This is a genomic window from Streptomyces sp. PU-14G, from assembly GCF_041028275.1.
GTDB lineage: Bacteria > Actinomycetota > Actinomycetes > Streptomycetales > Streptomycetaceae > Streptomyces.
Map to the genome: position 1 here is coordinate 1 of NZ_JASKYT010000148.1, position 19,186 is coordinate 19,186.

Annotated in this window: 12 protein-coding genes and 3 pseudogenes; 7 read left to right on the forward strand and 8 right to left on the reverse strand. The window is 74.1% G+C overall.

Annotation, left to right across the window (positions count from 1 at the left end):
• Window positions 1-28: 28 nt before the first annotated feature.
• From AB8Z75_RS18555 to AB8Z75_RS18575, 5 genes and pseudogenes are all read left to right on the forward strand, one after another.
• The gene (locus AB8Z75_RS18555) at window positions 29-862 is read left to right on the forward strand and encodes a carbohydrate ABC transporter permease (protein WP_369203390.1); all 834 of its coding nucleotides are present in this window, start codon (window positions 29-31) and stop codon (window positions 860-862) included.
• An 11-nt stretch (window positions 863-873) separates the two neighbouring features.
• Window positions 874-2,535: a beta-N-acetylhexosaminidase gene (locus AB8Z75_RS18560; protein WP_369203370.1), complete on the forward strand. Its 1,662-nt coding sequence runs from the start codon at window positions 874-876 to the stop codon at window positions 2,533-2,535.
• 320 nt (window positions 2,536-2,855) lie between these two features.
• Window positions 2,856-3,751: pseudogene (locus AB8Z75_RS18565) on the forward strand (xanthine dehydrogenase family protein subunit M).
• An 83-nt stretch (window positions 3,752-3,834) separates the two neighbouring features.
• On the forward strand, window positions 3,835-6,639 hold the full coding sequence (locus AB8Z75_RS18570) for a 2Fe-2S iron-sulfur cluster-binding protein (RefSeq protein WP_369203372.1): 2,805 nt from the start codon (window positions 3,835-3,837) through the stop codon (window positions 6,637-6,639).
• 48 nt (window positions 6,640-6,687) lie between these two features.
• A complete protein-coding gene (locus AB8Z75_RS18575) occupies window positions 6,688-9,051 on the forward strand; it encodes a molybdopterin cofactor-binding domain-containing protein (protein WP_369203374.1) in 2,364 nt (787 codons plus the stop codon).
• Between the two features lie 35 nt (window positions 9,052-9,086).
• Here AB8Z75_RS18575 and AB8Z75_RS18580 read toward each other — a convergent pair whose 3' ends face one another.
• From AB8Z75_RS18580 to AB8Z75_RS18605, 6 genes and pseudogenes are all read right to left on the reverse strand, one after another.
• Window positions 9,087-10,166, reverse strand: a complete 1,080-nt coding sequence (locus AB8Z75_RS18580; protein ID WP_369203376.1) for a YeiH family protein — start codon at window positions 10,164-10,166, stop codon at window positions 9,087-9,089.
• Complete coding sequence (locus AB8Z75_RS18585; protein WP_369203378.1) at window positions 10,166-10,735, reverse strand: cysteine dioxygenase; 570 nt, start codon at window positions 10,733-10,735, stop codon at window positions 10,166-10,168. The genes AB8Z75_RS18580 and AB8Z75_RS18585 overlap by 1 nt, the downstream gene beginning before the upstream one ends.
• Window positions 10,736-10,865: 130 nt before the next feature.
• The gene (locus AB8Z75_RS18590) at window positions 10,866-11,771 is read right to left on the reverse strand and encodes a LysR family transcriptional regulator (RefSeq protein WP_369203380.1); all 906 of its coding nucleotides are present in this window, start codon (window positions 11,769-11,771) and stop codon (window positions 10,866-10,868) included.
• A 58-nt stretch (window positions 11,772-11,829) separates the two neighbouring features.
• Window positions 11,830-13,515 (reverse strand): MFS transporter, encoded by a 1,686-nt coding sequence (locus AB8Z75_RS18595; protein WP_369203382.1) that lies wholly within the window; start codon window positions 13,513-13,515, stop codon window positions 11,830-11,832.
• Window positions 13,516-13,770: 255 nt separating this feature from the next.
• Window positions 13,771-13,998: pseudogene (locus AB8Z75_RS18600) on the reverse strand (transposase); the annotation flags it as partial.
• Between the two features lie 99 nt (window positions 13,999-14,097).
• Window positions 14,098-14,532 (reverse strand): MerR family transcriptional regulator, encoded by a 435-nt coding sequence (locus tag AB8Z75_RS18605; RefSeq protein ID WP_369203384.1) that lies wholly within the window; start codon window positions 14,530-14,532, stop codon window positions 14,098-14,100.
• Window positions 14,533-14,560: 28 nt separating this feature from the next.
• Between AB8Z75_RS18605 and AB8Z75_RS18610 the strand changes: the two genes are divergently transcribed.
• Window positions 14,561-15,331 carry a methyltransferase domain-containing protein gene (locus AB8Z75_RS18610; protein ID WP_369203386.1) on the forward strand — a complete coding sequence of 257 codons (771 nt, stop codon included), beginning with the start codon at window positions 14,561-14,563 and terminating at the stop codon, window positions 15,329-15,331.
• A 146-nt stretch (window positions 15,332-15,477) separates the two neighbouring features.
• Here AB8Z75_RS18610 and AB8Z75_RS18615 read toward each other — a convergent pair.
• Window positions 15,478-16,602, reverse strand: a pseudogene (locus tag AB8Z75_RS18615) (N-acetylmuramoyl-L-alanine amidase); the annotation flags it as partial.
• Between the two features lie 254 nt (window positions 16,603-16,856).
• On the reverse strand, window positions 16,857-18,323 hold the full coding sequence (locus AB8Z75_RS18620; RefSeq protein WP_369203388.1) for an FG-GAP-like repeat-containing protein: 1,467 nt from the start codon (window positions 18,321-18,323) through the stop codon (window positions 16,857-16,859).
• Between the two features lie 369 nt (window positions 18,324-18,692).
• Between AB8Z75_RS18620 and AB8Z75_RS18625 the strand changes: the two genes are divergently transcribed.
• Complete coding sequence (locus tag AB8Z75_RS18625) at window positions 18,693-19,178, forward strand: NUDIX domain-containing protein (RefSeq protein WP_369203392.1); 486 nt, start codon at window positions 18,693-18,695, stop codon at window positions 19,176-19,178.
• The last annotated feature ends 8 nt before the right edge of the window (window positions 19,179-19,186 follow it).

The following is a 19,186-nucleotide window of genomic DNA, read 5'->3' on the forward strand; positions in this document are numbered from 1 at the left end:
CACCCCGGCCCATAGCCCCGTCCGCCGCATCCGCCGCCGGGTACGGAAACCCTGGCGACTCGCGGCCGAATGCGCCGCCGTACTCATCGCGCTCCTCGTCGCCTTCCCGCTCTACTGGATGGTCCTCTCGGCGTTCAAACCGGCCGGCGAGATCCGCTCGGACCGGCCCGTCCCCTGGACGCTCACCCCCACCCTCGACTCCTTCCGACGCGTTTTCGCCCAGCAGGAATTCGGGCGGTACTTCCTCAACAGCCTGCTGGTGGCGGGCGCCGTCGTCCTCGCCTCCGCGCTCATCGCCTTCCTCGCCGCCACCGCCGTCACCCGCTTCCGCTTCCGGCTGCGCACGACGCTGCTCGTGCTCTTCCTCGCCGCCCAGATGGTGCCGGTCGAGGCGCTGACCATTCCGCTGTTCTTCCTCATGCGGGACGTGGGCGCACTCAACTCGCTGCTCTCCCTCATCCTGCCCCACCTGGCCTTCTCCCTCCCCTTCGCGATCTGGATGCTGCGCGGCTTCGTCAAAGCCGTCCCCGAGGCGCTGGAGGAACAGGCATTCATCGACGGCGCGAGCCGGACACGCTTCCTGTGGCAGATCCTCTTCCCCCTCGTCTTTCCCGGCCTCGTCGCCACGAGCGTCTTCTCCTTCATCTCCACCTGGAACGATTTCCTGTTCGCCAAGTCGTTCATCATCAGCGCCACGGAGAACTCCACCCTGCCCATGGCGCTGCTGGTCTTCTTCGACACCGAAACACCCGACTGGGGCGGGGTGATGGCCGCCTCCACGGTCATGACACTGCCCGTACTCGTCTTTTTCGTCTGCGTACACCGGCGCCTGGTCTCGGGCCTCGGTGGCGCCGTGAAATAGGAGGACCGAAGATGCCGGGCACTGGCTTGGCCTCACTCGTGCCGCGCGCCCGCCAGGTACGGGAAGCCGACGGGCCGCCCTTCGTGTGGAACACCGACACCGCACTCGTCGCCGAACCCGCCACCCACGGCGTCGCGCGCTGGCTGCGCGGCCACACCGTGCTGCCCTTCCGCGAAGGTCCTGGCACCGTGCAGGCGACCGCTGAGCCCACCGCTGAGTCCGCCGCTCAGCCCACCGCCCGGACCACCGTCGAACTGCGCGTCGACGACGGGCTGGACGCCGAGGCCTACCGCCTCGACGTCACCCCCGCCCGCGTGCTGATCGAAGGCGGCGGCGCCGCCGGAGTCTTCTGGGGTGCCCAGACACTCCGCCAGCTCCTGCCACCGGCGGCCTTCCGCCGCGCGGGCCGCCACGGGCAGGAGTGGCACGTGCCCCGCTGCCGCATCGAGGACGCGCCACACTTCGGCTGGCGCGGCATGATGCTCGACGTCGCCCGGCACTTCATGCCCAAGGACGGCGTGCTGCGCCTCCTCGACCTGCTCGCCGCGCACAAACTCAACGTCTTCCACTTCCACCTCACGGACGACCAGGGCTGGCGCATGCACATCCGCCGCTACCCGCGGCTGACCGAGACCGGCGCCTGGCGGCCCCGCACCCGCGTCGGACACCGCGCCTCCCCCCTGTGGGACGAGCGCCGCCACGGCGGCTACTACACCCAGGAAGACCTCCGCGAGATCGTCGCCTACGCGGCCGAACGCCACATCACCGTCATCCCCGAGATCGAGCTCCCTGGGCACTCCCAGGCGGCCATCGCCGCCTACCCCGACCTGGGCAGCACGGACGCCGTCGACACCGCCGCGCTCGGCGTGTGGACCGACTGGGGCGTCAGCCCCCACCTCCTCGCCCCCACCGACGACGTGTTGCGCTTCTACGAACACGTACTGGAGGAAGTGCTCGACGTCTTCCCTTCCCCCTACGTCCACATCGGCGGCGACGAAACCCCCAAGGAGGAGTGGCGGGCCTCGGCCGTGGCGCAGGCCCGCATCGCCCAGGAGGGCCTGCGCGACGAGGACGCGCTCCAGGTCTGGATGGTGCGGCACTTCGACCGGTGGCTCGCCGCGCGCGGACGACGGCTCGTCGGCTGGGACGAGATCCTCGACGGCGGCACTCTCGAAGGGCCCGGCCTCACCCCCGGTGCCGTCGTCTCCTCCTGGCGGGGCACCGACGGCGGTGTCGCCGCCGCCGAAGCGGGACACGATGTGGTGATGTGCCCCGAGCACCAGCTGTACCTCGACCGGCGGCAGGCCCACGGGCCGGACGAGCCCGTGCCCCTCGGCCGCGTCGCCTCCCTGCGCGACGTGTACGGGTTCGCACCCGTGCCGGAGCGGCTCGCCGAACGGGGGCGCGGCGAGCGGGTGCTCGGCCTGCAGGCCAACATGTGGACGGAGTGCGCGGAGAGTACGCAACGCGTCGACTATCAGGTCTTCCCACGGCTCGCCGCGCTCGCGGAGGTGGCGTGGAGCGGCCCCGGCGGCGCCTACGACGACTTCGTCGCCAGGCTCGCGGAGGCGCACCTTCCGCGTCTGGATGCCGCCGGTGTCGAGTACCGCCCCCTCGACGGACCCCGCCCCTGGCAGCGGCGGCCCGGTATCCCCGGCCGCCCCCTCGACTGAGAACCCGCTGCTCGCCGGGGCTCTTCCACGCTGGTCCTCCGGCTGCCACCGAGGCCGCCGTCGTCCGTGGTGGGGGACGGAGCCCCGTGGAAAGGGAGAAGAAGGAGGAGTGGGCTCTTACCGCGCGAAAGGGCCCATTGCTGGCCCTCGTGTCGGCCACGGGCCGAGATATGCCAGAGTTGCCTCGTCCGGGCTGTGAGCACGTACCGTACGGCAGTGCAGCCGGAAGCCCGGTAGGTCGGGGAAGGGGCAGCAGGTTGAGCACGCACGTACGGCATGCACCAGGCGGCGGCCGAGCCGCGCAGGCTGTGCCCCCTGTCATGCTGCCGACCACCCTGGACGAGGCCGTCTCGGCACTGTCGACGGTTCCCGCCGCGGTCCCCGTGGCGGGCGGCACGGATCTGATGTGCGAGGTCAACTCGGGGCAGCTGCGCCCCGCCGCGCTGGTCGGGCTCGGCCGGATCAGCGAGATCAGGGGCTGGTCGTACCAGGACGGGCACGCGGTGCTCGGCGCCGGCCTCACCCACGCCCGGATGGGCCGCCCGGACTTCGCCGCACTGATCCCGGCGCTGGCCGCCGCCGCGCGCGCCGCGGGGCCGCCGCAGATCCGCAACGCGGGAACGCTGGGCGGCAACATCGTCAGCGCGTCGCCCACCGGCGGACGATGTTGCCGCCCAGCGTTCCCGCGCTGCCCGTGCTGGCGGCGCTGGAGGCGACCCTCTCCCTCGCGGGCCCCGAGGGCGCCCGCCGCGAGCTGCCGGTCAGCCACCTGCTGGCGGGGATGGAGATGCTTCAGCCGAGCGAGGTCGTCGGCTGTGTGAAGGTGCCGCTGCTGCACGCCCCGCAGACGTTCCTGAAGGCCACCAGCCGAACCGGGCCGAGCCGCGCGCTGGCGTCCGTCGCCGTCGTGCTCGACCCGATGCGGCGCCACGTGCGCTGTGCCGTGGGTGCGGTGGCGCCGATGCCGCTGCGCCCCCTGGAGGCCGAGAGCTGGATCGCCTCGCTCATCGACTGGGACGGCCGGCGGGCCCTGGCGCCCGAGGCGTTGAGCGCCTTCGGGGAGTACGTGGCCATGGCCTGCATCCCCGACCCGCCACCGGAGGAGGGCGAGGAGGGGGCCGCGGGCGCGGTGCCCCAGCTTCCGCCCGCGGCGCTGCACTTGCGGCGTACGGTGGCGACACTGGCCCGCCGGGGACTCGGGAGGGCTCTCGCATGAGCGGCACACCACAAGGCAACGGGAACGGAAACCGGAACGGGGGCGTGGGCCCGCACGCGGGTGCGGACCCGCACGGACGACACGTGAACGCGCACACGGACGCAGACGAGAGCGGCAACGCCACCGGTGCCTGGGGCAACGACCCGTATGCGACACACGGCGGCGGAAACGCCCCGTATGCCCCGTACGGGGCCGAGGCCGCCGACCCGGCGTACGGGCAGCACGTGCCGCGGAGTTGGGGCGGCGGCGAGTACGACGCCGACGCGACCGCGTTCGTGCAGCTGCCGCCCGGCGGTTTCCAGGACGACGTACCGCTGGCCGCTCCCGGCACGGGACAGGGCGGTTACACCCCGCCCGCGATCGACCCGTCCCAGGCCTCGGCCGATGCGGCGGCGGGTGGCACCGCCGGCGTACCGCTGCCGCCCGCGGTCGGCACCGACCCCGCCTCCGCGGGGCACTGGGTGCTGCCGTTCGCCGGGCCCGAGTCCGGCTACCAGGGCGAAGCGCACGGAGCGGGGCCGCAAGGAGCCGGGCACGGCTCCGTGTTCGGCGGCGAGCCCGCGTACGGCGGGGAGAGCCAGGGAGAAGGCCACGGCGCTGGCCACGTCCCGGGCGGCTCCGCAGCCGCCGCGCTCGCCGGTTCGCACGAGGCCCGTACCGGCCGCCGCCCTCTGGGCACGGGCGTGGCCCGGGAGGAGAGCGTCGTCCGGGACGCGCCCGCGCCGGGCGTACCCGGCGAGACCGCCTCCCCGTCAGCGTCCCCGTCCCCGTCAGCGTCCTCGGCTCCGCCCGCTTCGCCGTCGCCGTCCGACGTCGCTCCCGGGGACCAGGGAGCCGCGGAGCACTCGTGGGTGCCGTCGTCGCCCGCGCCGGCCCCGCACTGGGGCGAGCCGGGCCCGGGGCCCATGCCGTCCCAGGAGTTCGCCGGGCAGACCGGCGCTGCCGGAACCGGCGTCCCCGGCTGGCCGCAGGAGGGCGAGCCGGTGCGCCCGTCGCACTACGCCTTCCCCAGCGCCCCGTCGGGCGAGCCGGGTGCTGCTCGGACTCCGGCCCCGGGCGTGCGCGAGGACAGCGCGACGGGCCGCACGGGGGACGACGGGTCCGCGCCCGCGGCCACGCCCGGTCTCTCGTCGACGATTCCGACGCAGGCCGGCCCCGACGGCGCCGACGCGGCGGCCGAGGGCGACGGAGCTGCCGAGGGCGACGGGGCGGCTGGCAACGGGGCCGACGGGCCTCCCGCGCAGATCGTCGCGACCGAGCCGCCCGCGCCGCCTGCCGAGCCGGAGAGCCGTACCGACGCGGAGGTCACGCCGCTGGGTGAGACCGCGCCCGAGCCGGGGGGGCCTGCTGCGGCGCCTGGGCAGGCGGTCTTCCCGCCGCACGCGCAGCCGTCCCCGGCCGATACCCAGGGCCCGGAGCCCGGCGGGGAGACCGTTGACGAGGCTGCTCCGCGGGGAGATGAGGCCTCCGACGCGCCCGAGGCCCCCGGGCCCCGCGCGGACAGCGCGGACAGCGAGGAGAGCGAAGAGAACGGGAAGACCGGGGAGGCCGGGGAGCCCGCCGGCGGTCAGGCGCCGGAACCCGCAGGCCCCACCGGCCCGGTGGGTACCGAAGCCGGACCGGGGTCCGAGAGCGGGCCGGGCACCGAAGCCGAACCGCACGCCGAAACCGCAGCCGAAGGCGCCGTTGACAGCGGTGTTGGTGATGGCGGTGCCGTTGAGGGCGGTGCCGTTGACGACGGCGCGGGCGAGACCGAGGCTGTCGTGGACGCCGTGCCCGAGGCCGTCGAGACGGAGGACGAACACCCGCACGTCTCCTACGTCCTGCACGTCAACGGCGTGGACCGGCCCGTCGCCAGCGCGTGGATCGGTGAGTCGCTGCTGTACGTGCTGCGCGAACGGCTGGGCCTGGCCGGTGCCAAGGACGGCTGTGCGCAGGGCGAGTGCGGTGCCTGCTCGGTGCAGGTCGACGGGCGGCTGGTGGCAGCGTGCCTGGTGCCCGCCGCGACGGCAGCGGGCAGCGAGGTGCGCACGGTCGAAGGGCTGTCGGCCGACGGCGGGCCCTCCGACGTGCAGTGCGCGCTCGCCGAGAGCGGTTCCGTGCAGTGCGGTTTCTGCGTGCCGGGACTGGCGATGACGGTGCACGACCTGCTGGAGGGCAACCACGCGCCGACCGACCTGGAGACCCGCAAGGCGATCAGCGGCAACCTGTGCCGGTGTTCGGGCTACCGCGGGGTGCTGGACGCGGTCCGCACGGTCGTCGATCAGCGCGCTGCCAAGGCGGAGCGCGAGGCCGCCGAGGCGGAGGCGGCGCACGCGGTGTCCCACGAGGAGGCCGCCGCCCCGGGCCAGCCCCCGCACGGACAGCCCCCGCACGGCCAGCCCCCGCACGGCCAGCCTCCGCACCACGCGTACGAGCAAGGCGCGTTCCAGCAGGGCGCGAACGACCAGGGCGGGTACGGCCAAGGTGCGTACGACCAGGGCCCGAACGGCCAGGGCTCACACGGCCAGGACCCGAACGGCCAGGCGGCGTTCGACCAGGGCTCACACGGCCAGGGCGTATACGGTCAACAGCACGGCGGCACGGGCTCCTACCCGAACGGCTCCTATGGGCAGGACACCTGGAACCAGGGGGCCCAGGGGGCCCAGGGGACGTACGAGCACCAGCACGGCTCCTACGAGCAGGACCCGTACGAGCACGGCACCTACGGTGACGGGGTCCACGGGGTCCCCGTCGCTCCCGAGCCGGGGCAGCAGGACGCCTACGGGTACGACGCCTACGGCCGACCGCAGGCCGGGGACTACGGGTACGATCCGGCGGCGCACATCCCGCACCAGAACCGGCACCCCGAACACCCCGGGCGTCCCGACAACGGCGGCGGCTCGTGACGCGGCGTGGGACCCGCACGCACGGAAAGGGCACGGAAAGGCGGCGGTATGACTCAGACGGCTGACGGCCACACCGGCGCCGGGCAGGGCGCAGGCGCGGGCGCCGGTGCCGCGACGGCGACGCCCCCGGGCGGAACCCCCCTGCCCCCGAGCGCGCGTGCGGAGCCCGAGCCGCACGGCCTGGGCGCCTCCGTGCTGCCCACCGACTCCTACGCCAAGGCGCAGGGCACCTTCCCGTACGCGGCCGACCTGTGGGCCGACGGGCTGCTGTGGGCCGCGGTGCACCGCTCACCCCACCCGCACGCGCGCATCCTGGCCATCGACACCGAGGAAGCCGCCAGGATGCCCGGGGTCCAGGCGGTGGTCACGCACGCCGACGTCCCCGGGGACGCCGCGCACGGGCGCAAGATCGCCGACCAGCCCGCGTTCGCCCGTGACGTGGTGCGCTACCACGGCGAGCCCATCGCCGCCGTCGCCGCCGACCACCCGGACACCGCACGGCTGGCCGCCGCCGCCATCGCCGTCGAGTACGAGGTGCTGGAGCCGGTCACCGACCCGGAGAAGTCGTTCGAGGCCGAACCGCTGCACCCGGACGGCAACCTGCTGCGCCACATCCCGCTGCGCTACGGCGACCCGGACGTGAGCGGGGATGTCGTCGTGGAGGGGCTCTACCGGGTCGGCCGCCAGGACCCGGCGCCGATCGGAGCCGAAGCGGCGCTCGCGGTGCCCCGCCCGGACGGTGGCGTGGAGATCTACACCGCCACCACCGACCCGCACACCGACCGCGACCTGGCCGCCGCCTGCTTCGGGCTGCCGCCCGAGCAGGTCAAGATCGTGGTGACCGGCGTGCCGGGGGCCATGGGCGACCGCGAGGACGCCGGGCTCCACGTGCCGCTGGGGCTGCTGGCGATGCGCACGGGCTGCCCGGTGAAGATCGCCCTCAACCGCGAGGAGTCCTTCCTCAGCCACACCCACCGCCACCCCACCCTCCTGCGCTACCGCCACCACGCGGACAGCGAGGGGAAACTGGTGAAGGTCGAGGCGCAGATCCTGCTCGACGGCGGCGCGTACGCCGACACCTCGGCGGACGCGCTGGCCACCGCCGTCTCCTTCGCGTGCGGCCCGTACGTCGTGCCGCACGCGGTGATCGACGGCTGGGTGGTGCGCACCAACAACCCGCCGTCGGGCCACGTACGCGGCGAGGGCTCCCTCCAGGTGTGCGCCGCCTACGAGGGGCAGATGGACAAGCTCGCCGAACGGCTGGGGCTCGACCCGGCCGACGTGCGGGCCCGCAACGCGCTGGCCACCGGTGACCTGCTGCCCACGGGCCAGACCGTGACCTGCCCGGCACCGGTGGGCGAACTGCTCGACGCCGTACGCGAGGCGCCGCTCCCGCCGCTGCCCAAGGACGCGCCCGAGGAGGACTGGCTGCTGCCCGGCGGGCCCGAGGGCGCGGGCGACCCCTCGGCCGTCCGGCGCGGCGTCGGCTACGCGCTCGGCATGGTGCACCTGCTCGGCGCGGAGGGGACCGACGAGGTCTCCACGGCGACGGTGAAGGTCAACGGGCCCGTCGCCACGGTGATGTGCGCCGCCGTCGAGGCCGGACAGGGCTTCGACACGCTGGCGCGGCAGATCGTGCAGGACGTCCTCGGCATCGACGAGGTCCACGTGGCGTCCGTCGACACCGACCAGCCCCCGTCCGGTGCGAGCGGTCGCGGACGGCACACCTGGGTGTCGGGCGGAGCCGTCGAGCGGGCGGCGAAGATGGTGCGCACGCAACTGCTCCAGCCCCTCGCGGCCAAGTTCGGCATGTCCACGGAACTGCTGAGCGTGGCGGACGGGAAGATCACCTCGTACGACGGTGTCCTCTCCACGACGGTCGCGGAGGTGCTGGAGGGCAAGGAGCTGTGGGCCACCGCCCAGTGCCGCCCCCACCCGACCGAACCGCTGGACGCGTGGGGGCAGGGGGACGCGTTCGTCGGCCTCGCCTTCGCCGCCGTACGGGCCGTCGTCGACGTCGACATCGAACTCGGCTCCGTGCGGGTGGTGGAGGTCGCGCTCGCGCAGGACGTCGGGGCCGTTCTCAACCCGCGGCAGCTGCACGCCAGGCTGGAGGCCGGGATCACCCAGGGCATCGGGGCGGCGCTCACCGAGCACCTGCGCGTCGCCAAGGGGCAGGTGCGGCACCCCGACTTCACGGCGTACGCGCTGCCCACGGCGTTGGACGCGCCCGACATCCGGGTCGTGAAGCTGATCGAGGAGCGGGACGTCGTCGCGCCGTTCGGGGCGAAGGCCGCCTCGACCGTGCCGGTCGTCACGGCGCCCGCCGCGGTGGCCTCGGCGGTGCGTGCCGCCACCGGGCGGCCGGTCAACCGCCTGCCCATCCGCCCCCAGGCAGCCGTGGGCGGGTAAGCCCGTCGCCCGCTCACAGCCGGGGGCCCGGAGGCTCAGGTCGTGAGGAGGACGCCTCCGTAGGAGACTCCCGCGACGACGAGCCAGGAGCAGAGCCCCAGGGCGGCCACCCTGCCGCCGGTCCTGGCCAGCGTCGGCAGGTGCACCGCGCTGCCGAGCCCGAACAGGGCTGCGGCCAGCAGGACTTCCCTGAGCCACCCCGCGCCGTCGAGGGCGGCGCCGGGGAGCCACCCGGTGGTACGCAGCGCCACCAGGGCGAGGAAGCCGACGATGAACAGCGGCACGAGCGGCGGCCTCTTGGCCCCGGCGGGTGTCCTCTTGCGCCGCCGCAGGGCGAGCGCCATGGCGGCGACGAGCGGGGCCAGCATCATCACGCGGAGGAGTTTGACGAGGACGGCCTGGCCGAGCGCGTCGGGCCCGGCTGTCTGCGCGGTGGCGACGACCTGGCCGACGTCGTGGACGCCGGCGCCGACCCAGCGCCCGAACTGCCCGGCGTCGAGACCGAGGGGGCCCTGGAGCAGGGGCAGCACGGCGATGGCGAGGGTGCCGCACAGGGTGACGAGGGCGACCGAGGTGGCGACGTCCTCCTCTTCGCTGCCCCTCACGTCGCTGACGGCGCCGATGGCGGAGGCGCCGCAGATGGAGTAGCCGGTCGCGACGAGGACGGGCTGGTCGCCGCTCAGGCCGAGCCTGCGGCCGAGCCAGACGGTGCCGGCGAAGGTGGCGGCGACGACGCACAGGACCATGGCGACGGTCGCCCAGCCGAGACCGAGTACGTCGCCGAGGCTCAACTCGAGACCGAGCAGCACGATGCCGAGCCGCATCAGGCGCTTGCCCGCGAGGGTGAGCCCCGGCCGTGCGGCGCCGTGGACGAGCCCGCGTACACCGGGGAGGTGGGCGGCGGCGATGCCGAGGACCACCGCCGCTGTGAGCATCGGCACGGCGGGGAGGAGCAGGTGGACGGCGGAGGCGGCGACGACGCCGAGGGCTGCCAGGGCGAGGCCGGGAAGCCGGCTCGGCCTCCGGGCCGGCCGCGGGGACGCGGGAGACCGCGGCCCCGCCGGCCCCGGGGAGGTGGCCGCGCCGGCACGGTCGCCCTGGCCCAGCAGCGCCATCAGGCGTCGGCGGGCAGGTCGTAGACGCGGCGGACGCTGCTGCCCAGCCGGGAGATGTCCGCGCCGTAGACGTGCAGGGAGACGGCGAGCCCGTCGCCGCCGTTCCACACCCGGTGGATGTCGCCGGGCGGCGCGAACCCGCACACGGCGCCGAGCGGGTTGACGACGTCCTCGGTGGCGACGAGGCGGGCGGTGCCGCCCGCCGCCTCGGCGGGCAGCAGCCGGTAGCGGCGCTCGTGCTCCTCGCCCTGGTGGACGCCGGTCACGCACCAGGAGACGTGGTCGTGGATGGCGGTGCCCTGCCCCGGCAGCCACACGAGGGCGACGAGCGAGAAGCTGCCGTCGTGTTCGGCGTGCAGCACGTGCTGGCGGTAGTGCGCGGGGTCGGGCTCGCACTGGGCGGGCGTCAGCAGGCCCTCGGCGCCGAGGTGGGGGCTGAGTTTCTCGCCGACCAGGTAGGCGGTCACGTCCGGGGGCAGGCCCCGGCCGACGGCCTCGCGCACGTCCGCGATGAGGGCGCGCAGCCGCTCCGTCGTGGGGGTGGGTGTCTCGGTCGTCGTCGCTGTCATACGGGCAGCGTCGTGCCGGGTCTCCACGGCGTCCAACGACGGTTCGTTGGGGTTTCCCTCAGCGGCGCTTATGGGTGAGGGGGTGGGGAGAGAGCGGCGTCGCGGGCCGGGCGCCGGGGCGCGGTGGGCCTCAGCAGCCCACGCGCCGGTCCGCTGTCTTGCGGAGGGCGTCCAGTACGCGTGCGGTCGCCGGGATGCGGAGGTGCTCGCGCAGCACGTAGGCGGAGACCTGGCGCCGGGAGGCGGGGTCCAGGGCGCGTCCTGTGACCTTCTCGTGGACGAGGAAGGAGAGGACGAGCCCGGGCACCATGGCGATGCCCAGGCCCTCGGCGACCAGGCTCTGCACCACGAGGTTGTCGTCGGTGGTGAACGCGATCTCGGGGGCGAAGCCGAGTTCGGCGCACTCGTGCAGGAAGTTGGTACGGCAGCGCAGGCATCCCGCGATCCACCGTTCGCCGGCCAGCGCGTCGAGTTTGACGGCGCGGCGCCGGGCCAGGGGGTGGCCGGTGGGGAGGAGGACGGTGAGCTGGTCCTCCAGGAGGGGGATCTCGACGAGTTCCTCGGGCACCTGTTCGCGCAGCCCGGGGTAGGTGAAGGCGAGGGTGATGTCGCACTCGCCGCGTACGACGCGCAGCAGCGACTCGGGCGGCTCCTCCTCCCGCAACTCGACCCGTATGCCGGGGTGCTCGGCGGCCAGCGTGGCGAGGGCCTCGGGGACGAGGGTGGCCCCGGCGCTGGGAAAGGCGCAGACGGTGACCTTGCCGGCGCGCAGCCGGGTGAGGGACTCCATCTGCTGCTGGGCGGTGCTGATGGTCTCCAGGATCACCTCGGAGTGCCGGGCGAGCGTCTCCCCGGCTTCGGTGAGCCGCATCCTCCGCCCGACGCGGAGGAAGAGCGGGGAGCCCACGGACCGCTCCAGTGCCTTCATCTGCTGGGTGATCGCGGGCTGGGTGTAGCCGAGGGCGCGGGCGGCGGCGGAGTAGGAGCCCGCGCGCACGACTTCGTGGAAGGTCTGGATGTGCCGCGAGTCGAACATGACCAAACCATAAGCGGAATTTGGGGGTGGGGGTCGAGGCGGGTTCCGGGCTTTTGGATCAGCTGTTCGGCTCGACCGGGACGGCCGCCGGGCTGCCCGCGCCGCCGGACGGCCGTTCCTCGGACGGCCGCTCCTCGGACGGTCGCTCGCCGGACGGCCGTTCCCCGGACGGCCGTTCTTCGGACGGTCGCTCGCCGGACGGCCGTTCTTCGGACGCCGTCTCACGGGGCTGGGCGGTGCTCCCGCCGTCGGTGCGTGCGGCGGCGGCCTCGCGGGGGCGGAGCCGCCCCGCCACCCACACCCCCGCCACGGCGACGAGCGCCGAGACGGCGTAGACGGCCGCGAACGCGCCGGGCTCGCCGCCCGTGGCGGCCCCCGACCCCCCGTGCGGCCCTGACGCGCCGACGGTGACGGAGCCGCCGCCGAGCGCGGCGAAGACGGCGCCGGTCACCGCGAGCAGCAGCACGTTGGACAGGCCGTCGGAGAGCTGGAGCGCGGCGGAGTTGCGGCCGGCTTCCTCGGGGGCGGACAGCCGCAGCATCAGCACGCTCAGCGAGGAGATGGTCAACCCCATCCCGAAGCAGCCCACTGCCATGGCCAGGGCGAGGGACCACACGGGCACCGAGTGGACGAGCACGAGCGGCGTGTAGCCGATGCCGACGACGACCAGGGCCATGCCGAGCCGTACAAGACGCCGCCGGTGGGCTTCCATGCGGGGCCGCGACTGGGTGAAGGAGCCCAGGGCCCACGTCGCGCCGCCGGCGGCGAGGGTGAGGCCTGCCATGGTCACGGACAGGCCGCGCTGGGTGACCAGCATCAGGGGGACGAAGCTCTCGGCGACGACGTACGAGCCGGCGGCCACACCGCGCAGCAGGATGACGGCGGGCAGACCGCGGGCGGCCCGGACGGTCCCGCGGGGCAGCAGCACCCGCAGCGAGGGCACCAGCAGGGCGATGCCCGCGGCGGCGGGCACCGCGGCCGTCCAGCTCAGGTCCTGGCTGGCGTACTGGAGCAGCCCCGCGCCCAGTGCGACGGCGAGGGCGAGCCGGATGCGCCGCGCGTCGGCGTTGCCGGGCCTGTCGGCTCCGGTGGCTGCCGCGTCGCCGGTGGCGCCCTCCGGCGGTCCCGAGGCCCGGCGTCTGAGCGGCGGCAGCATCACCAGCAGCGGCACCACGACGAGCGCCGGGATGCCCAGGAACACCCAGCGCCAGCCGAGATGCTGGGTGACGGTTCCGGAGATCAGCGGGCCGACGATGGAGGGCACCACCCAGGAGGCGGCGAAGGAGGCCATCACGGTGGGGCGCAGGTGTTCGGGGTAGGCGCGGCTGACGGTGACGTAGAGCGCCACGATCACGAGTCCGCCGCCGATGCCCTGCACGGCGCGGCCCAGCACGAAGATCCACATGGCGGCGGCCGTGCCGGAGAGCACCAGGCCGGCGGCGAACAGCGCGATGCCGGTGGCCAGCGGCGGCAGTGGTCCGCGCCGGTCGCACCACTGCCCTGAGGTGACCATGCCGACGACGGAGGTGGTGAAGAACGCCGAGAACGCGTACGCGTACAGCGAGATGCCGTCCAGTTCGTCGGCGGCCAGCGGCATCGCCGTCCCCACGGCGGTCGCCTCGAAGGCGATGAGGAGGACGACGGAGACGATGCCGAGCGTCAGCGGCCGGTGCGCGGCGCTGAGCACGGACTCCTTGCGGAGGGCGGCCGGTTCTTCGGCCTGCGGGGTCTCGGACGCTGACATGCGCCCCACGGTAAGTGCCGGGCGCGTCACCCGACACCTGCCGAGGGGCCGGTGCCCGCTCGTTCTTCGGCCCTAGGCCGTTTCTGATGGCTCTTGGACGGTGTCGCGGAGCCAGATGTTGATCGCTGTGACGGCGAGTGTGCCGTTGAAGATGTAGTCGCGCTTGTCGTAGCGGCTGGCCACCGCGCGGTACTGCTTCCACTTGTTGACGCACCGCTCGACGGCACTGCGGCGGCGGTACWGSGTSGCSWSGAWSCGCTGCCATGTCCCGTCCGCCGACCAGCGGCGGTGCCGCTCATAGACCGTCTGCCAGGGGCCGTACCGCTCGGGCAGGTCAGGCCAGGGCACACCCGTGCGGGCACGGAACAGCACCCCGTTGATCACCCTCCGGTGATCGGCCCACTGCCCACCTGGCCTGCCATTGACCGGCAATAACGGCTCGATCTTCTGCCACTGCGCATCACTCAGCTCATGCCGTCGCACCATGCAGGACACCTGCCCCGCACCACACCGATCCACCACCAAGAGCCATCAGAAACGGCCTAGGTGCGAAGTCTCATGAGGTCGGCGCCGCGGCGCCGCTCACCGGCTTCCCGGCCTGGCGTCGGGGCCGATGTGTGCGGAGACGGCCCGGCGGTAGTTCGGGCACCGGGTGACGTCTTCGTACGCGCACGTCAGGCCGCGCTCGATGAGTTCCAACGAGGCCTGGGCCGCCGCGATTGTCGACCGGAGCTCTTCGGCCGCGGGACGCAGGATCTCGCGCCGGGTGGCGCGGTCGGAGGTTGCGGACAGGCTCCTGGCGGTGTCCAGGCCGAGCCCGGCCTCCTTCATGACGAGGATCGCCGCCACCCGGGTGAGGTCGTCCGCGCCGTAGCGGCGGCGCCCGCCGGCGTCCCGCGCGGGGCTCAGCAGGCCCCTTGCCTCCCAATGCCGCAGCACGTGCGTGGCGAGGCCGAACCGTGCCGCGAGGGCGCCGATGCTCAGGGTGCCGGCGCCGCCGTCTCCGCTTGACTTCATGTCGGCATTAAGTCGCAGCATCACGTGCATGTCCAGGTATCAAGAAGCGGTCGAAGAACACCGCGACACCGAAACCCTGCTCGCCGTCCTCGACTCCGCGGACCGGATGCCGGACGCCACCCGGCTGCGGGCCCGCTCCTACGAACTGCTCTCTCCCGTCCCGGGCTCGACCGTCGTGGACGTCGGCTGCGGCGCCGGGCGCGCCGTCGCCGAGCTGGCCGAACGCGGCGTCCATGCGGTGGGCGTGGATCCCGGCCGTCGGATGCTGGCGGCGGCCCGGGAGCGGTGGCCGCGGGCCGAGTTCCGGGAGGCGGGGGCGGAGGATCTGCCCTTCGCCGACGGAAGTGTGCGCGGCTACCGTGCCGACAAGGTCTTCCACGTGCTGCGGGAGCCGGGGCGCGCGGTGGCGGAGGCGCGACGGGTCCTGCGCCCTGGCGGCAGGATCGTCCTGCTCGGTCAGGACTGGGACGCCCTCATGATCGACTCGGAGAACGCGACGCTCACCCGCACGCTCGTGCACGCCCGCGCCGACCTCCTGGGCACGCCCCGCGCCGGCCGCCAGTACCGCGGCCTGCTCCTGGACGGCGGCTTCGACGAGGTCGCGGTCGAGGTGCACACCAGCGTGTTCACCGACCCCGCGATGCTCTCGCTGCTCGAAAGACTCGTCGAGCCGGCCTGTGCCGGGGGCGCCGTGGGCCGGGACCAGGCGGACGCGTGGCTCGCCGAGCAGCGCCGACGCGCCGAGACCGGCCGCCTCCTCATCGCCGTTCCGTTCTTCGTGGCCTCCGCTACCGCCTGAAAAGCCGCGGGTTCCGGCTGGGGCCGCGGGGTCCGCCTGAAAAGCCGCGGGTTCCGGCTGGGGCCGCGGGGTCCGCCTGAGAGCCGCGGGTTCCGGCTGGGAGCTGCACGGGACCCGGCTCGCGCCGGGTCCCGCGGGAAGGGTCAGCCCTTGACCAGTTTCATGTAGGCGTCCCAGTCCCAGTGCTTGCCCGGGTCGGTGTGGTCGTTGCCGGGCGCCTCGCTGTGGCCGATGATGTGCTGCCGGTCCAGCGGGATGCCGTGCTTGTCGGCGAGGTGGCGGGTCAGCTTCGCGGAGGAGCGGTACATGGCGTCGGTGAACCAGGACGGGTCGTCGACGTAGCCCTCGTGTTCGATGCCCAGCGAGGAGGCGTTGGCGCTCTTGGCGTGGTAGGCGGTGTCCGCGTCGCGCACCATCTGGGTGACGTCGCCGTCCGAGGAGCGCACGACGTAGTGGGCGCTGACCTTGGCCTCGGGGTTCTGGAACCAGCTGATGGAGCCCGCGTAGGAGCCCTGGGTCACGTGGATGACGATCTTGTCGAGCTTCTCGGCGCGGCCCGCCCGGTAGTTGGCGGGATCGGCGGGGGTCCAGGTGGCGTCCGGGTAGTCGGGGCTCTCGGCGGCGGGGGAGGAGGCGCTCACCCCGCCCTTGTCGGGGTGGACGTCGCGGCCGGCCACGGTGATCTTCTCGCCGCCCGGACCCGTGCCGCGCACGCCGTCTTCCAGCAGGTCGTAGACGGTGTCGGCGTACAGCTTCGCGGTCGCGCCCGTCGTGCCGCCGTAGCGCGCGACGGCCGGGTACCAGGCGTTCACGTCGCGGCGTTCCTTGGCGTTCATGCCCAGCTTGTCCGCGTAGGCGCGCAGCACCGCGGCACCGCCGTGGATGTTGGCGTCCGTGTCCTCGCGCAGCTCGGAGACGGGCTCGCCCGTGAGCTGCGCGGCCTTTTCGAGCGTGTGCCTGGTGGGGTTGCTGACCAGGTGCATCACGCCGTACCCGCCCGCCTGGCTGGGCTTGCCGTCATGGCCGTCGAAGTGGGTCTCGCCGTATCCGACGGCGGCCAGCAGGTCGCGCGGGACGCCGTACTCCTCGGCGGCGGAGGTGAACGACTCGTTCATGGACGGTCCGGGCTCGCCGCCGCCGGGCGGTCCGGCGGTGGCCGACTGGCCGCCGAACCCGGTGACCAGGAGGGCCGCCGCCGCGGCGGCGGAGAGGGCGGCGGCGCTCAGCCTGCCGCGCCGTCGGACATGGGTGCGAGGGGACTCAGGGGACATGGCTGCTCCTGTGGTGGGGGGATGGAGCTGAGGCGCCTGAGCCCGTCACAGTACCGACGTGGTTAGGACATGACAACGACTTCAGGGTGCGTCGCCGTGTCCTCACCCGTAAGGTGACGCCGCCTCAGTACCTCCCGCGCCGCGACCAGTTGAACGCGAAGCCCGGTCGGACGCGAAAAAGCCGGGGTCCGACCTCCGGGAGGTCGGACCCCGGCACCGGTGTCTACGGTCAGCGGGAGGTCAGCGGGGGGGGGTCAGCGGGAGAAGGCGGAGCCCAGCCCCGAGCCCTTCTCGGGGCCACCGAGGGCCTTCGGACCGTAGGAGACGACGCCGTCGGCCGTCAGGCCGCCGCCGGCGCCCCGGAGCACCCACACCGCGCCCGCGTCCGTGGCCGAGGCGTCGCCGTCCTCGCCCGGGGCGCCGATCGCCAGGTCGTCACGGCCGTCGTTGTCGGTGTCGCCGAAGCCGAGCGCCCCGCCGAAGCGGTCCCCGGCCTCCACGGCCCCCGGCACGCCCGCGGTGCCCTGGTCCCAGTTCTTGGCGCCGGCGCCCGTCAGGCCGTCCTCGCCGCCCAGCAGCTGCACGACCGCGCCGGTGTCCTTGCCCGCCGCGCCGCTGCCGATGTCCTCGCCGGGCACGCCGACCGCGATGTCCGCGTATCCGTCCCCGTTGACATCGCCCGCGGCCAGCGCCTTGCCGAACTCGTCCCCCTCCTCGTTGGCGCCGGGCACGCCCGGGCTGTTCTGGGTGAGGGTGGCGGTCTTCTCGGCGCCCGGACCCTGCGCGGAGCCGTAGAGGACCTTGAGGGTGCCGTGGTCGTGCGGCAGATCCTCCACCACGCCGCCGGGGACGGTACGGACCACCAGGTCGCCGAAGCCGTCCTTGTTCACGTCGGCGATCACGGCGGTCTCCGCGTCGTCCACGTCCTGCGCCTTGTCGACGAGGCCGTCCTGGGAGCCCGCGTAGAACTCGCTGGACTCCGACATCTCCTCGAACGCGTGCGTGGTGACCAGGTCGTCCGCGCCGTCCCCGGTGACGTCCCCCGCCGTCAGCGACGTGGGCGCGAAGGTGTGGCCGGTCTTCACCTGGCCGGTCCTGGCGGGCTTGCCCTCCCGGGTGAAGCCGCCGTAGAGCACCTCCACCGTGTCGTCGAACTGGCCGCCCGCCAGTGCCAGGTCCGGCTTCCCGTCGCCGTCGAAGTCGCCGGCGGCGAGCTGGGCGCCGCCGTCGGCGGAGACCTTGCTGCCGGTGGTCAGACCCTTGCCCTTCTCACCCCACAGGATGACGGCGCCCCCGCCGCCGGCGACGGCCAGGTCGGTGACCCCGTCCCCGTCGAAGTCCCGGGCCGCGGTCTGGCCGCCGAAGTTCCCGTAGTCCTCCACGCCCCCGGGGACGGCCTCGCTGTTGGCGCTGAAGAGCTGCCGCTTCGTGGTGCTCGTGCCCTTGGCCGAGCCGTAGGTGACGGTGAGGTAGCCCGCGTACTGCTTGCCCGCGACGGTCGCCTTGGGGGCGCCGCTGACGGTGTCCGCGTATCCGTCCCCGTCGAAGTCCGCCTTCGGCGCGGCGGCCCCGGACGCGGTCGCGGCGCTGCCGTCGGCCGCCGCGGCGGGTGCCGCGTAGGCCTGTCCGGCCACGGCGGTGGAGCCTGCCAGCAGCGCGGCCGTCACCCCGATGACGCGGGCGACGGTGGCCGTGGCGGTGGCTTTGTTGCGGTGGAGCACGTGTCCTCCTGTGGTCGTACGCTCCGAACCCCCGGCGCAGCGAGCGGGTGTTGGCTGCGGGGACGGGCCGGGACCGGTGCGATGGTCGTTCGTACGTGAGACACACGAGGCGTCCGCAGGGTTGCCCCTCCTTCCTCAACTCCCCCCGGAACCCCACAGAACCGCGCGCGCTCGAAACAGAACCGCGCGGGCACGAAACAGAACCGCACGCGCTCGAACGTGGGCGGATGTGCGCACCGTGGCCACCGGGCGCGCCGGGTCCCGGACAATCACCGGGGAGCGCGGCGCCCGCCGCCCGGACACCGGAGGAAAGGACACCCCGTGGCACTCCCCGCGGACCCAGGAGGCCCCGAACCCGCCTCGGGGGCCATGACGTTGCTCGCGGCGGCCGTCCTCGTGCACGACCGCGCCGCCGGACGCGTCGTGCTGCTGGAGCGCGGCCCCGCGGCGAAGTTCGGCCAGGGCCTGTGGGACCTGCCCACCGGAAAGAGCGAACCGGGCGAACCGGTGACGTGCACCGCCGTGCGGGAGCTGCGCGAGGAGACCGGGATCACGGTCGCGCCCGAGGACCTGGCGCTCGCCCACGTCGTCCACGGGCCGTGGGGCGTGGAGGCCCCGAACGGCTACCTCGTCGTCGTCTTCGAGGCGCAGCGCTGGCGCGGCGAACCGTGCAACCGGGAGCCGGACAAGCACTCCGCGGTCCGCTGGGTGCCCACCGACGCGCTCCCCGACCGCATGGTGCCCAGCAGCGGGGCCGCCCTGAGGCGCTGCCTGGCGGAGGGGCCGGGGGTGTGGCTGGCGGGGCGTTGGTCACAGGACCCGGCAGCCGGCCAGGACGCCTCACGCCCCCGGTAGGGTTGCTC

What these genes read in the sequence shown, in the direction of transcription:
- AB8Z75_RS18585 (WP_369203378.1), bottom strand. Translation starts at nt 10,735, where the DNA reads ATGACAGCGACGACGACCGAGACACCCACCCCCACGACGGAGCGGCTG.
- AB8Z75_RS18625 (WP_369203392.1), top strand. Translation starts at nt 18,693, where the DNA reads ATGACGTTGCTCGCGGCGGCCGTCCTCGTGCACGACCGCGCCGCCGGA.
- AB8Z75_RS18605 (WP_369203384.1), bottom strand. Translation starts at nt 14,532, where the DNA reads ATGAAGTCAAGCGGAGACGGCGGCGCCGGCACCCTGAGCATCGGCGCC.
- AB8Z75_RS18575 (WP_369203374.1), top strand. Translation starts at nt 6,688, where the DNA reads ATGACTCAGACGGCTGACGGCCACACCGGCGCCGGGCAGGGCGCAGGC.
- AB8Z75_RS18560 (WP_369203370.1), top strand. Translation starts at nt 874, where the DNA reads ATGCCGGGCACTGGCTTGGCCTCACTCGTGCCGCGCGCCCGCCAGGTA.
- AB8Z75_RS18590 (WP_369203380.1), bottom strand. Translation starts at nt 11,771, where the DNA reads ATGTTCGACTCGCGGCACATCCAGACCTTCCACGAAGTCGTGCGCGCG.
- AB8Z75_RS18595 (WP_369203382.1), bottom strand. Translation starts at nt 13,515, where the DNA reads ATGTCAGCGTCCGAGACCCCGCAGGCCGAAGAACCGGCCGCCCTCCGC.
- AB8Z75_RS18610 (WP_369203386.1), top strand. Translation starts at nt 14,561, where the DNA reads ATGTCCAGGTATCAAGAAGCGGTCGAAGAACACCGCGACACCGAAACC.
- AB8Z75_RS18580 (WP_369203376.1), bottom strand. Translation starts at nt 10,166, where the DNA reads ATGGCGCTGCTGGGCCAGGGCGACCGTGCCGGCGCGGCCACCTCCCCG.